General features: G+C 44.3%; 13 protein-coding genes. All 13 read right to left on the reverse strand.

Annotated elements, in window-relative coordinates:
* Positions 1-190: 190 nt before the first annotated feature.
* On the reverse strand, positions 191-1,027 hold the full coding sequence (locus Q7V21_RS00040) for a flagellin (RefSeq protein ID WP_304915343.1): 837 nt from the start codon (positions 1,025-1,027) through the stop codon (positions 191-193).
* A 162-nt stretch (positions 1,028-1,189) separates the two neighbouring features.
* On the reverse strand, positions 1,190-5,131 hold the full coding sequence (locus Q7V21_RS00045; protein WP_304915344.1) for a glycosyltransferase: 3,942 nt from the start codon (positions 5,129-5,131) through the stop codon (positions 1,190-1,192).
* Positions 5,132-5,139: 8 nt separating this feature from the next.
* A complete protein-coding gene (locus Q7V21_RS00050; RefSeq protein ID WP_304915345.1) occupies positions 5,140-5,865 on the reverse strand; it encodes a class I SAM-dependent methyltransferase in 726 nt (241 codons plus the stop codon).
* A gap of 36 nt (positions 5,866-5,901) precedes the next feature.
* On the reverse strand, positions 5,902-6,807 hold the full coding sequence (gene flgL, locus Q7V21_RS00055; RefSeq protein WP_304915346.1) for a flagellar hook-associated protein FlgL: 906 nt from the start codon (positions 6,805-6,807) through the stop codon (positions 5,902-5,904).
* 11 nt (positions 6,808-6,818) lie between these two features.
* Positions 6,819-8,210: a flagellar hook-associated protein FlgK gene (gene flgK / locus Q7V21_RS00060; protein ID WP_304915347.1), complete on the reverse strand. Its 1,392-nt coding sequence runs from the start codon at positions 8,208-8,210 to the stop codon at positions 6,819-6,821.
* 30 nt (positions 8,211-8,240) lie between these two features.
* Positions 8,241-9,215: a flagellar assembly peptidoglycan hydrolase FlgJ gene (flgJ, locus tag Q7V21_RS00065; RefSeq protein ID WP_304915348.1), complete on the reverse strand. Its 975-nt coding sequence runs from the start codon at positions 9,213-9,215 to the stop codon at positions 8,241-8,243.
* A 16-nt stretch (positions 9,216-9,231) separates the two neighbouring features.
* A complete protein-coding gene (locus Q7V21_RS00070; protein ID WP_069296669.1) occupies positions 9,232-10,332 on the reverse strand; it encodes a flagellar basal body P-ring protein FlgI in 1,101 nt (366 codons plus the stop codon).
* A gap of 12 nt (positions 10,333-10,344) precedes the next feature.
* The gene (gene flgH, locus Q7V21_RS00075; protein WP_304915349.1) at positions 10,345-11,052 is read right to left on the reverse strand and encodes a flagellar basal body L-ring protein FlgH; all 708 of its coding nucleotides are present in this window, start codon (positions 11,050-11,052) and stop codon (positions 10,345-10,347) included.
* Between the two features lie 149 nt (positions 11,053-11,201).
* Entirely contained in the window at positions 11,202-11,987 is a 786-nt protein-coding gene (gene flgG / locus Q7V21_RS00080) for a flagellar basal-body rod protein FlgG (protein WP_069296667.1), read from the reverse strand.
* Positions 11,988-12,020: 33 nt separating this feature from the next.
* Positions 12,021-12,764 (reverse strand): flagellar basal-body rod protein FlgF, encoded by a 744-nt coding sequence (flgF, locus tag Q7V21_RS00085; RefSeq protein WP_069296666.1) that lies wholly within the window; start codon positions 12,762-12,764, stop codon positions 12,021-12,023.
* Positions 12,765-12,809: 45 nt separating this feature from the next.
* Positions 12,810-14,093, reverse strand: coding sequence for a flagellar hook protein FlgE (flgE, locus tag Q7V21_RS00090; RefSeq protein WP_069296665.1), 1,284 nt, complete (start codon positions 14,091-14,093; stop codon positions 12,810-12,812).
* A gap of 11 nt (positions 14,094-14,104) precedes the next feature.
* Positions 14,105-14,788, reverse strand: a complete 684-nt coding sequence (locus tag Q7V21_RS00095; protein ID WP_069296664.1) for a flagellar hook assembly protein FlgD — start codon at positions 14,786-14,788, stop codon at positions 14,105-14,107.
* An 18-nt stretch (positions 14,789-14,806) separates the two neighbouring features.
* Positions 14,807-14,957, reverse strand: a 151-nt coding sequence (locus tag Q7V21_RS00100) for a flagellar basal body rod protein FlgC (RefSeq protein WP_304915351.1), incomplete at its 5' end; no start/stop codon positions are given.

The raw sequence follows: 14,957 nt of genomic DNA on the forward strand, positions 1-14,957 counted from the left end.
CCATGAGAATTCTCCTAGGCTTTTAAGGGCATTTTGCCCCACTAAACATGGCGGACAGACTGTGGAAAACCCAGTATTTACCGCCTCCGAAATGTTTAGCGACCTGCGATTATTTTTCTTTAATCTTTTTTTCAAATAAATTGGAAAGCGGCAATAATTCGACTTCCCAGATAATTTGAATTTGGCATTACTAACCCTGTAATAAGGTTAATGCACTCTGCGGCAAGCTGTTTGCCTGGGCCAAAATGGAAGTACCAGCCTGCTGCAAAATCTGAGCACGGGTCAGTCTTGCCGTTTCAGCGGCAAAGTCAGCATCTTCAATACGACTCCGCGCGGCTGTCAAATTCTCGGCATAATTTTGCAGATTGGAGATAACAGCCTCAAAGCGGTTTTGCAACGCACCATAGGTTGCCCGTGTTTGGTTGATCGTATCGATATCTATTGATAGACCAGAAAGCGCTGCAGAGGCATTGGCTGCATTACTGACATCAATAGTGCCTGTAGCAGTTAAATTTAGTGAGTAGCCGCCAATCCCTGTAATGTTAACGGTTTCGAGAACCACTTGGTTATTGGTAGATCCGCTGGCCCCAACCTGAAATACTAAGGATGTAGCGCCACTCAATAATTTTGTACCACTGAATTCGGTGGTTTGAACAATTCGTGAGATTTCCTGAGTTAACTGATCAACCTCTTTTTGCAAACCACTTCTATCACCTACCGTGGCATTCGATGCCTGAATGGCAATTTCACGAATACGCTGTAAGTTATTAGCAACTTGACCCAGAGCACCTTCAGCTGTTTGCCCCAGAGAGATGCCATCGGCAGCATTTCGCACTGCTTGATTGGTTCCTCGAATATCTCGAGTAAGTTGTTGAGCCACAAACAGGCCGGCAGCATCATCTTTAGCGCTATTGACACGCAAGCCGGATGATAACCGCTGTAAAGATGTATTCAGATCATTCTGTGAATTACTCAGGTTACGCTGAGCATTCAGAGAAGCCAGATTACTATTGACGATTAGTGCCATAACACTCTCCCTAATTGAGCGATTCTATTCAAAACCTGTCGGCATTCCGAACAAGTATGAATTCAACTAAGCAGTGTTCATGCCAATAATCTGTATTTTTTCAATGCTATATGTTTAAAGTTAGTAAAACAAAGGGCCTGAGCGACCCTATAAAATTTATTCTTAATGTCTGGTTAATGCTTTAAGCCATTCATCCAGATGATCTTCCAGCATATAATGTTGTAAAACCCAGGATTTTAACGCCGAACCGGCATCGGCTAATGCCGCTTTGTCGGCTAATATTTGCCGGATTGCCGCCACCCATTGATCTACCTGATTTTGTACATGAATGACCGGTGGATTATTGGTTCTATACGGATAAATATCTGTACAGATAACAGGCCAGCCCAATACACCGTATTCTAATAATCTCAAATTACTTTTAGCTTCATTAAATGGGTGGATTTCTAGTGGTGCAACGGCCAAATCCAAATTCAAACTGGCAAGTTTTGCCGGATACTCGGCGATTGGTACAAAATAATGATATTCATGGACATAAGGCTTAATGTCCTCTGGACACATTCCCATAAATATCCAGTCCACTTCATTTGCGGTCGCTTTAACTACCTCAGCCATAATGGCAAGGTCACCTTGATGCTGCTGCGCTCCCGCCCATCCTACTCGTGGCTTATGGCCTTGATTACTTAATGAAGTAACTGATAGCCAAGGATCTTTGGGTAAACGATTAGGAATAACCCAAATATCGTCAACCATTCCAGCACATAGATCGGCTAATGGCTGTGTAGATACGATTAAACGGTCAGTTGATTGCAATGCACGACGCATTCTTGATTTCGCGTCAGCAAAATGACGCTTGATCTCTTTATAAGCTGAACTTTGCTCGGGCACATTGGTTAATAAATCATCGATGCTGTAAATCCGAAACACATTGGGTAAAAATTCTTTAAGCTGCTCTAATTGCTGTAGTTGAATATCATTTAGCGCCGCATGAAATACCACGCTATCCGGGGCAATTCGCGCATATTCTGAGATCATAATTGGCCGGGTAAGATTATTGTTGAAGCGATAAAACTCACACTGCGCTAATGCTGCATGACTTAAAGCTGCAAAAGGCTGAATCACCCGATAATCGCCACTCCCCCCCTGTAACGGCAAGCCAAGAATTTTGGGACGATCATGAAAATGCGTATCCCAATTGGTCGGCATGACCGATTCAATCAAACAGTCGCGATAAACCAGACTCAGATTGCGATTGAACGCGGGATCATTAGCGATAACCGGCAACCATTTTTTCAGCATATTCTCGCGTTCATTCTGAAACCGTTCAGCATTGGATGATTGCTCAGCTGAACGAGATAGCTCACTTTTTTGAGTCACACTGCCATGATGGACCAACACGGAATAAGGTGTCCACGTCACTAAAAAACCGCTTTGACGCACTTTTAAACACAGATCGATATCGTTGTAGGAAACCGCAAATTGCTGCTCATCCATCCCACCGACTTGAAGATAAGTTGATTTTCTTATCAGCAAGCATGCACCAGTCACTGCCGAAAAATTCTGATCTACCTGAGCGCGGCCCATATAGCCCGGCTCTTTAATATCCAGTGATCCCAGATAAATATGCTCAGCAATACTTTCCATTCCCAGAATCACACCAGCATGTTGAATCAATCCTGTTTCTGGATAAACCAGTCGTGCTCCGACAATACCGACTTCTGGGCGTTGTGCATGGGACATCATGCGTTCCAGCCATTCAGGGTGCAGAGCTTCCGTATCGTTATTCAGGAATAAGAGATATTCGCCCCGTGCATTTTCTGCTGCCAAGTTACTGATTGCCGCATAATTGAAAGGATGCGGATAATCAATCACCCGGAGGGTATCGTCAGGAAGCTCGGACAGTTGCCGGAAATAATCCAGTGTATCCAGCTCTTCGCTTCGATTATTGATAATAATAATTTCAAAGTTCGGATAGCTGTTTTTTAATAATGCAGCTTCGACACAGGGCCGCAGGAATTCAAGTTTATCTTTGGTGGGAATGATAATGCTTACTTTAGGTGAATCCGGCCATTGATATACCACTCTCACTGTTTTATCCATCAGACCCGGCTCAGCAAAAGCCAACAGTTGCTGCCGAACAAGATGCTGCTGAACAGCCTGTTGGCTCATCTGTGTACTGTAGAGGGATAAGATGTTTTCGGGTAAATGCATTAAAACATCGGCGATGTGTCCAATTCCTTCAGCGCCAACCCGCTCATAAGCTTTCAACGCAAGGCTCATGTTTTCGTGGCCGGGCACCTTATCAAATCCACCAACGGCTTCGAACAGGCTTGTTTTACATAGAAGGGGACCTAGGTAATCCTGTGACCGCAACAGATCCAGATTAAAATCCGGTTTGAATCGTGGTTGACTACGCTCACCTGTGCTGCTGATTAAATCATCATCACAATAAAAAGCCGTTTTATCCTTATAAAGATTTATGTAATCACCAAATTGCAGCCATATCTGTGGCTCGAAACAGGTTCCGGCAGGAATGAAACTTACCCATTCGGCTGGTGAAGCGACCATAGTGGCATTGAGATAATCATAAGGCTCTATTTGCTCTGGTAATGTCAGCCATTCCAACACTTCAAGCTCATCAAACATACCATCGGGCGAAGCTGAGTCGGCAATCACCGTCAGTTTCCAATTCTGGTAGAACAGCTGTCCCAGGGATGACAGAGTATCGGCCAATAAATGTTGTTCATCGTTAAATACAAACATAAATAAATGGAACGTTGGTTTTATAGCCCATTGCATCATCCTTTCGGCATGAATTTGGGCATCAATTTCCATCAAGGCATGGTTCTGAATCCAAAATTGGTAACGTTTCTGTTCCCACCATTGTCGCAACAGCAATTTGAGCTGAAGAACTGGCTCTGTCACCTCAGTCAACGAACTGGATGTTAATAACTGTAGGCAATCACGTACGCAAGTTTCTTGGTAGTTAGTCAATAAAATGTTAGTGGAAGTGTTGCTCTCTAATTCATTAAGTACCAACTGAACAGCATTGATGACAAAAACGTCTTTCAATTGATTGTGAGCCAGCCAATTTATATTTTTATTTATAATCGACTTCACTATGTTTTTAACGCTCAAGTCGGTTTGCTGCAGATTGGTCTGGAGCAGATTTAATAACTGATCGAGAGAAAGCTCTTTCGAGTTCTGTTGCGATAGCTTCAGAAAATAGACGGGATCAATCGTGACTAAATTGGTCAAGACCGCTTTTAATTCGTCTTCGCTTAATGGGTCATATTGGTCGGCCAACAGGTTTGAACCAATATCAAAAGCCTGCTGCTTGAGCTTCTCGCCCACCTCACTATTTTCGGAGAAATAGCTAACAAGAGGATTTAACACGCTTAGCCACAATATAGAACGAGCATGTTGGGATTTGGAGGACCAATAACTCTCTCCATGAACTCTATATACAGCCATTGGTTCGGGAAAATATTTAATTTTTCCCTGCTGCGAGATATAGAGATGTAATAGATAATCCAGCACCGGAGCCGTCTTAAAAAAAACAGGAAATTCTGCCGGCAGGATATTGCGATAAACAACTGACGGGGTGTGAATAAAATTACCCCGAGCCAAATCATGTATGGAAAACTCGTCCTTTCGAACATCCGTCAGGTTATCAGCTTTTATCTGGCTGCCATCATCCACATTGACAGCATGAAAACTCATGGCAAAGTCAGGATGAGACTGCAAAAACGAGACTTGCTGCTGCAGCTTGTGTTCATCTATCCAGTAATCGTCACCTTCACACAAGGCAATATAGGCTGATTTGGCTTCTTTTAAGGTATGGAGGATATTGTATCTGCCAGGCCCGCCCGGAAACTCAGAACGATCGGTATGACGATCCCAGCAAAATAAACGAATTAGCTGCGGGTATTGTTCAGCGTAAGCCTCACATATTTCACGAGTACCATCTACAGAGCCATCTTCACCAATCAAAATCTCAAACGGAAAATCGGTTTTTTGTGACAAAATCCCATCGATGCATTGTTTTATATAATTTTTATGCTGATAGGTAATCACGCATACTGAGACCAAAGGTGCTGCCATAGTTCAACCTATATTGCTTCAAAGAGAAAAAAAGGCTCATCTTGATTGACACCATAAACCTCTGGAGCAATGTCAGATAATACTTGTTGATGGGAAACCACCAGCGAATGAAACCCAGCACTTGCGAACCGATCAAAAATATCCCGTCCATAAAGACGCACATGATCTTCCTGCCCATACACCTCACGGCACAGAGCATCCCCTTTTATACCGTCATCCGCAAAAGTCGTGTGTAAAAGATCGCTATAAGGGGTCTGCAAAATCGCCAACCCACCTTTCTTTAATACCCGTCTGATTTCACTTAAAGCCAGCAAATCATCGGCGACATGCTCAAGCACGTGATTCGCTATAACCACAGAAAAGAACTCATCTGGATAAGGGATAGCCAGCATATCAATCTGCTGTACATCTTCCGTTTGGGGAAACAAATCCGCTTTAATATAAATCTCTGGAGATTGAAGCTGGACCACATTCGCAACCCACTTTTCCGGTGCAAAATGCAGCACTTTTGCCTGGGTAAATATAGAAAGTAAATTTAACGATGCAAGATAGATCAACAAGTGTCTTTCACGATCGTGGCTACGACATGAAGGACATTGAAAGTGATCGGTATTACTGCCGACGACTTTAAACAGGCGCATCAGGAATGGTCGGTTAGCAGATCCCCCTCGAAAGGGTTCAAATTTCAAAATATTTTGGCCGCAGACAACACAGTATGCTTGGGTTTGCTGCATGGATAATCCTTTAGCTTTTTTATAACGCCCGCAATGTTACAGATAATTAAACAACGATAATCCCTGAACTTTAACATATACCTGCTGTGCCGCTTGAAGAGCTACCGATTGCAGATTCAAACGACTGATTGCTTCAGCCATATCCAAACCTTCTATCTGAGTGAGAGTAGTCTCTAAGCTGAACTGAGAACTTTCATTGATATCCCGTTGCATATCAATTGCATTTTGCCGGGTGCCGATCCGGGTTCGTGCTTCTAAAGAAGCATTCATAGCGTAATCCATATTTGCCAGAAAATCGCCATTATTAGGCCCGGTACCCACAGTTCCATTGGATAAGGCATCACTGAAATCCTGGATGGTTTGAAATATGGCCTGGTTCGGACCAGCAACTGTTTGGGTAACAAATAAAGCATTGCCCGGTTCATTAATTTCGACCAGATAACCATCACTGACGCGCAATTGGCGTTGACCACCATCACCATTGTAGGCAAAGGTTGTAGTATCAAACGGTTGCACGTCGGATTGATAACCCGAGAAAAAATATTCGCCATTGGCATCGGTACTGTTTACCAGGGCAACTAGTGAACTGTTCAGTTGGTTGATTTCTTCCGCAATACCTTGTCGTCCACTATCACTGTTGGTGTCATTGAGTCCTTGCACTGCCAACTCTCGGATCCGCAGCATAATATCGTAAGCACTTTTGAGGATGCCGTCAGTTGTACTCAAGCGACTATCCGCTACATCCGCATTATCCTGATATTGTTTTGTCAGACCGATTTGTCGTTGCAAATCCAGCATTTTAACGGCACCGATAGGATCATCCGATGGGGTTAGAATTCGTTTAGTGGTAGAAACCTGTAATTGCGTTTTTGCTAATTCATTTTGTTGCCGCAACATCGCTTCGAGGCTTTGTTGTGTCATGTAATTGGTGGAGATCCGCATCAGTTCATCTCCTATAGAGCATTAAGTAGTGAATTAAAAATCGTATTAGAAACGGTAATTATCTGTGAGGCCGCCTGATAAGCTTGTTGAAACTTGATCAAATTTGCCGCTTCCTCATCCAGATTGACCCCTGAAACACTTTCTGCACGTTGACGGATTTGACTGACTAATCCTGCTTGCGTCTGCTGAGTTACGGTCGCCTGATTGGTACGGGTTGCGACTTGTGAAACCAGCGAACCATATTGATCATTAAATGAGCGGGAAATGACTGGTGGACCGGGATCAAGTACCACCGTTGTTTTGTCTGTTTGCAGAGCAGCCATTGCCAAGGCATTTTCATTATTACCTACCCCAGTATTGGTCGTAGATGAGGCCGCTATCAATCTTGTATCGGTGATGTTCATCCGCATCGTGCCAGCTGTTATGCCAGTAGCATCAAAGAAATCGGTGCCGGCATTGCCATTCAAATCAATACCATTGTTATGCACATCATTGAATGCTGTAACAACCGCTTCAGCCAGTACATCCAGTTCGGCGCGAGTAGTATCAACGATACTGGTACGGGCCAGTAAAGCCCCTCCTATTTCCCCACCGGTAATTTGCTGGGTGATATTTATTTGAGAGGATCCATAACCAATTGCCGTCCTCGGAGGATTGGTACTGTTGTCAGGAATCGCGGAAAGCACAGCTCGAGTATTGCCAACCACCAATCCTTGTCCATTACCGATAAATACATTTACCGAACCATTATCTTGCTCGACGACATTGACCGAGACCAGTTCAGACAGATCGTTGATTAATTTATCGCGTTTATCAAGCAAATCATTGGGCTGATAACCTGCAGCCAAAGACTCCGATATGGATTTATTTAAATCTACAATGCCTTGAGACAGCACGTTAATATCGTTAATTGATACCGAGATGGTATTGTCAATTTGCCGATCTAACTCACTTAATTGACTATCCATGGTGTTAAAGCGATTCGCTAGCAGCTCACCCTGCGTCAACATCACTTGCCGAGCAGCAATGGAAGTCGGATCATTAGCAACTTCCTGCACGGAATTGAAAAAGGCTTCCAAGCCGCCATTAATACTCAATGAGGAAGAACCCAATAAATCATCAACTTGCTTGGAAAAAGTCAAAAAACCGTCTTGCTGGGAAGCAGCAGAAGTATAGGTACGTAGCTGGTTTATCAAAAACTGATTGAAAATACGATCAACGCCAGTGATTCCAACACCGTTTCCAATGTAATAACCGCCTTCAAAGTTGGCAGGTTGGGTACCTTGATCAGTGCGCTGTCGTGAATACCCAGGGGTATTTACGTTACTGATGTTATGACTGGTTGTGGCTAAAGCCGTTTGTGCGGCCAATAAAGCAGAACTACCTATATTCAGCATGCTCATTTAGATGATCCTCTGCGAGCTTTTACCGGGTTAATACCCCAGATTCTGAATATATTTATGCGAAATCTGTGCCAGCGTATCGCCATTCATAATGCGTTTTATTTTGTTGGCATATTGTGGATCGGTTGCATAACCCGCTTGATGCAGTTTTTCGACAAATCTTTCCGGTCTGCCAACATATTTCAATGCTTCCTGATAACGCGGCTGAGACTGCAAGAAGCTTACATAATCATCAAACGATTGCTGATAATCATCGTAAGAACGGAATCGGGACTGTTCGGTTACAGGTTTGCCATTTCGATATTCCAGCGCATTTTTCGCGACAAATTCGCCATCCCAACGGCTATCTGCTTTGATGTTAAATAAATTAAAACTGGACTTCCCATCAGTATCTTTAAGCACATATTTGCCCCAGCCAGTCTCTAGTGCCGCTTGCGACAAAATCACATCCGCTGAGGTGCCTAACCTTTCTGCCGCTTTCTGGGCTAGCGGCCATAATTGTTCAACAAAATCTTCCGGTGATTTAAACCGCTGCGGCATCACCTTCAATTGTTGAATACTGTCGACTTCATCAATACTGTCCTCGCTAACTTTGTCTGCCTTTTCGTGAATCTCTTTGACCATGCGCCGTAGATCCTGGCGAACCGTAACCGTATCAAAACTGAAGGTCTCACCACCTGTAGGAATATCGGATCGGACCTCGCCACCCAACTGCCGGATGATCACATCCTGCAGGCCCAACCCACCACGTTTGGATAAATCCATTGCCAGCTGCTGGTCAGCCATATCGCGATAGGTTTTGCTGTGATTGGAATCGAATATGCCTTCCGCCAAACTGGCCTGACGCATGCTTTTCAACATCATTGTGGTGAATAAAGATTCAAATTGAGCGGCAACTTGCCGCATTGTTGCCGCGTCATTGTCGGAATTCAGTGCCGACTGGCGCAGTTGATTAAGCCCATGAAAATCAGTGGCATTTTGCTGAATATCTGCAGGGATAGTCATGGCTTAATCAATTTACTTAAATTATGACCAGCTCAGCGCGTAAAGCACCGGCTTGTTTTAAAGCTTCCAGAATAGCGACCAAATCGCCTGGAGCAGCGCCTACCTGATTCACCGCACGGACAATTTCATCCAGAGATACACCGGGATTAAATACAAACATCCGGCTGTTTTCTTCGGTGATTTCGATATTGTAGTTAGGTGTAATGACGGTTTCCCCTGCTGAAAAAGCATTGGGTTGAGACACTTCCGGATTCGCAGAAATGGTTACCGACAAGCTGCCGTGTGTTACAGCCGCTGGACTGACACGAACATTTTGTCCAATAACGACCGTACCACTGCGTGAGTTTACGACCACCCTGGCTGCCGCCTCTCCTGGGTTCAACTCAAGGTTTTCAATTAACGATAAAAACGGAACGCGTTGATTCGGATCTCTCGGCGCATTGACTCTAACGGATGCAGCGTCCATGGAGCTTGCTGTGCCACGACCCAAGGTTTGATTAATCGCATCAGATAAACGACTTGCCGTAGTAAAGTCGGCTTGATGTAAATTCAAAATAATATAGTCACCGACATTTAATGCATTTTCCACAGTACGTTCAACTGTCGCGCCGTTGGGGATACGGCCTGCACTGGGAATGTTTACCGTTACCCGCGATCCATCTCCCGCCTCAGCACCAAAACCACCTACTACCAGATTACCTTGCGCCATCGCATAGACCTGACCATCAGCACCTTTAAGTGGTGTCATGATTAAACTGCCGCCTCGCAGGCTTTTGGAATCACCAAGTGACGACACTGTGATATCAATGGTTTGCCCGGGTTTGGCAAAAGGCGGCAAATCGGCATGGACAGAAACTGCCGCTATATTTTTGCTTTTAGGATCCACTCCTGCCGGTAAGGTCACTCCCATCTCACGCAACATACTGCGTAACGTCTGGCCGGTAAAAGCCGTTTTATCACCGGTTCCGCTTAGCCCTACGACCAGCCCATATCCGACAAGTTGGTTATTACGCACACCGCCGATAGAGGCTAAATCTTTGATTCGTTCAACTGCCTGAGTAGCCGTCATCATTAACATTAATAAAGCGGCAAATAAGGTATTTATTGTTGTTTTCATTACTCTAACCTCTTAGAAAGGCATTAACGCACTGATGAAGAACCGACTGAGCCAGCCCATCGTGTTTGAATCATTAGAAGCTCCATCTCCAACATAGGTAATCTGGGCATCGGCAATACGAATGGATGAAATGGTATTGGTAGCATCAATATCGCGAGGACTGATCATGCCGGTTAAACGCACATATTCATTACCCTGATTAATGGTGACAACCTTCTCACCTCGGACAATCATATTGCCGTTAGATAACACCTCAACCACTGAAACACTGATATCACCGGACAGGCGGTTGTTTTGTTCACTTTCACCTTCACCATCAAAACTGTGATTTGAGCTGGTGCCAAAGGCTAAATTATTGTTATCCGTATTTGCCAGAGGTAAGCCACTTGGCAGGCTGAATTGGGGTGTTGAGCCAAAAATCGTTGGGTTGTTGATATTGTTACTGCCACTTTTAGAAACAGATGTAGTCGCTTCTTTTTCGGCGTCAGTTCGCTCCTGCAAACGCACCGTCAAAATATCACCTACCCGGCGGGCTTTGTAATCTTCGTACAACGTAATATTGTTACGCACATCAAAGATGGCGCCATCATTACGTTCCACAGGAGCGGTGGCTACCGGACGTACTGCAGCATAGGCAGGATCGCGTTTTACTTCTTTACTGACACACGCGGTAAGTAAAACAAGAGAAGTAATTGTCAGCAGTCGGTAAATGAATTTCATACGTGTCTCCAGGACAAACTTGTGTACAAAAATTATCTTGCAGAGTCCATGCCAGAATTTGTCGAAACTTAGAAAATTGATGGATGAATAATAGCCATAAAAAAACCCCGACGAACATGAGCTGTTCTATCGGGGTTAGTGTTATTTGATTACAGGTTTTGGCTAGCGTATTGCAGCATTTGATCCGCTGTCGAAATGGCTTTGGAATTCATTTCATAAGCCCGCTGGGTTTCGATCATGTTAATCAGCTCGGTGACTACATTAACGTTTGAGGTCTCTAAAGCACCACCGATTAAACGACCAAAACCATCCAGGGTAGGTGTGCCGGCAATAGGTACTCCACTGGCACCTGTTTCTTTAAACAAATTTTCCCCTACAGGTTGCAAACCGGCAGGATTAACAAAATTTGCCAGCTCAATTTCACCAATCACTGTCGGTTCATTATCGCCTGGTTGGGTTACGCTGACGGTTCCATCAACACCAATCGTAATGCTTTGTACGTCATCAGGAATATTCAGACCTGGATCCAGAAGATAACCGTTCGACATGACTACATCGCCGTCGGCGTTAATCTGGAAGCTGCCGTCGCGGGTGTAGGCAATATCACCATCTGGAAGCAGGATCTGAAAGAATCCCCGACCATCAATAGCAACATCTAATGCATTATTGGTTTGGATAATATTACCTTGGGTGTGCAGTTTTTCAGTGGCAACTGTACGCACACCAGTACCAATCATCAGGCCGGAAGGTAATTGATTGTCCGTAGTAGTTTGCGCGCCTGGCTGGCGGATGGTCTGGTACAACAAATCCTCAAACACGGCCCGATCCTGTTTAAAACCGGTGGTGTTTACGTTTGCCAGATTATTTGAAATAACCGACATTCTTGTTTGTTGAGCATCCAGTCCGGTTTTCGCAATCCACAATGCCTGATTCATACTGTCTCTCCTAAAAACGCTGTTGCAATGTTACTAACCATTTATCTGCAACATGCGTGCCGACGCGGCGCTATTTTCTTCTGCAGTGCTCATCATTTTGACTTGCATCTCATATTTACGTTGTAGCTCAATCATATTCACCAAAGCACCCACGGCATTAACATTGCTGCCTTCGATGGTGCCGGACGCCACTTTGACCGTAGCGTCTAATGGTGCTTCAGTGCCATCAGCCATACGCATCAGGCCATCGCTGTCTTTAAAGACATTTTGTAGATCGGGTTTAACCAATTTAATCCGGTCAATTATTGCTAATTCGTTTTCTGCTCCGCCAATCGGCCGAATAGAAATAGTACCGTCAACACCTATATCCATTTTTTCAGCCGGCGGAATAGCAATGGGTCCACCTTCACCCATCACCTGTAAACCCGTGCCGGTGACTAATTGACCAAATTCTGTGACATGCAGATCGCCAGCACGGGTGTAACCTTCACGACCATCCTTACCCATGACAGCAATAAAGCCTTCGCCCTGAACAGAAATATCCAGTTCTCGGCCAGTAGACTGCACACTGCCTTGTTGGTAATCGGTAGCAGGCCGTTCAGTCATTGAATACACCCTTGTTGGTAAACCTTCACCAAACACCGGCATCGATCGAAATTGTTCTAAATCAGCACGAAAACCTGTGGTGTTAACGTTAGCCAGATTATTGGCATTGGTCGCTTGCGCCAGCATAGTTTGCTGAGCGGCATTCATTGAGATATACAACATGCGATCCATAATTAACCTCTTAACTTTTCAAAACCAACATTAATCATTAACAAACTAACGTAAGTTGATAATTGTTTGGGTGATGGCATTATTGGTTTCAATGGCTTTTGAGTTGGCCTGGAAATTACGTTGTGCGGTAATCAAGCCCACAAGCTCTTTGGTCAAATCAACGTTTGATGATTCCAAGGCACCTGACTGAATCAGGCCAAAGCTTCCGGTTCCCGCTTCACCAATACGCACATCTCCAGAAGCAAAAGTGGCTTCCCAGGAAGTATTACCGATTTGTTTCAAACCTTGCGGGTTCGGAAAGTCAGCTAATACAATTTTGCCGATATTAACGGTTTGGCCATTTGAGTATTGCGCTTGCACCAAACCAACATCATTTATATCCAATCCGGTTAGTCGGCCAGTTGGAAATCCATTTTGGTCGGTATCTAAAATTGTAAAAGCTGCTGAGTTTTGGGTTGAACCGGCAAAGTTTATCTCAAGATTTAAATCGACAGCACCACTGCTTAAACCTGAAAAAGTGTAAGTTTCAGTTGGTGTTACTCCAGCATCCAAAGCACCACCCAAAGCAGGATCAAATGTTAATGTTTTACTCGTCTGACCAGCACCAAACTCTAAACGTGTCTGACTGCCTACAGGTTCATTGATATACACCTCGACTAGCCATTCATTATCAACATTCGTTTTTTGATAATAGTAGGTAAGCGTACTTTCATTACCCAGCGAGTCAAAAATATTGCTGGAGGTTGAATTGGTATAAGTAGTTGGATCTGTTGGATCTATTGCAGTGACTAACGGATCAAACCCCGGTGCCGTTGACGGTAAATTTGCCGCAATATCTACTTCGGTTGTCGCTTGTGGCACCCCCGCGGCTGCAGGTAAACGAATAGGGCTTGTTCCACCGAGGGCCGTAGACGACACACTGCCATTAGGATTAACAGGAAACCCAAGCAAATATTGGCCAGAGCTATTGGTCATATAGCCATCACGATTAATATTAAATGCACCGGCCCGACTATATATAACTTGCTGCGTATCCAAGGCTGGAGACAAAGCATAAAAGCCCTGACCATTACCGCTAATTGCCAGATCAAGAGAATTATTGGTGACTTCTAAATTCCCTTGATTAAATTGCTGGGCAACATTGTTCAATACAACACCAGTGCCGATCGCCGTATTACTATTACCGAAAGTTGATAAGGCATAAACATCACCGAATTCTGCTCGAGAACCTTTAAAACCAATGGTATTAATGTTGGCAATATTATTTGACTTCACATTCAAATCGGCAGTGGCGGCATTGAGGCCTGTTAATGCTGTATTAAATGACATGATGTTACCCCTTAAATAATTTCTTGAACTTCACTAAACGGTACCGAACCGATACCGGCCAGATTGATGGTCAATCCTTGACCGCCTGAGCCAACTAATACGCTATCTACCTTGGCAACAACTGCTGTAGGAAATGCGGTGTTTTGCCCATTCACTGAACCCGTTGCCATAAACTGGTAAACACCTTCAGGTAAGGCCTCACCATCGTTATTCAAACCATCCCACTCAAAGTTGGTATAGCCCGACGCTGGCCCCATTGGAATGGTTCTGACTAATTCTCCATTAGCGCTGTAAATTTTAATTTCTAAATTTGAAACCGGCTCAGCGACGTTAATTTGTCCACGCATTGGTGAATCAGGAGTCATTACACCGATTGATGATGGAACCATCACTGAACGGCCAACCAATGAAGAACCTTGCAAGGCTTGATCTGATTGCATCGCCTTAGCAAAGCTGGCGAATGAATCCTGCAAATCACTGATACCACTGACTGTGCTGAAGGAAGCTATTTGCCCGAGAAAATCACCACTCTCCATTGGTTTAAGCGGATCCTGATTCATCAGCTGCGTGGTCATCAAGGACATAAAATCCTCCATTTGCAACTTGCCGGGGTCTCTCTCTTCATCCTTCGCAGTTGAGTTATTCGTACTGTTGAGAAAAGCATACGGGTTATCATTTACACCATTAATTGCCATTTGAATAACTCCCTGTCGTTATTTGCCAAGCTGCAAAGTTTGCAGCAGCAATTGTTTGGAAGTGTTGGCAATCTCAACATTGTTCTGATACGAACGAGAAGCCGACATCATATTTGCCATTTCTGCAATGGCATCCACATTTGAGTGATAGACATAACCATTTTCATCC

It is taken from the genome of Methylophaga sp. (genome assembly GCF_030651745.1).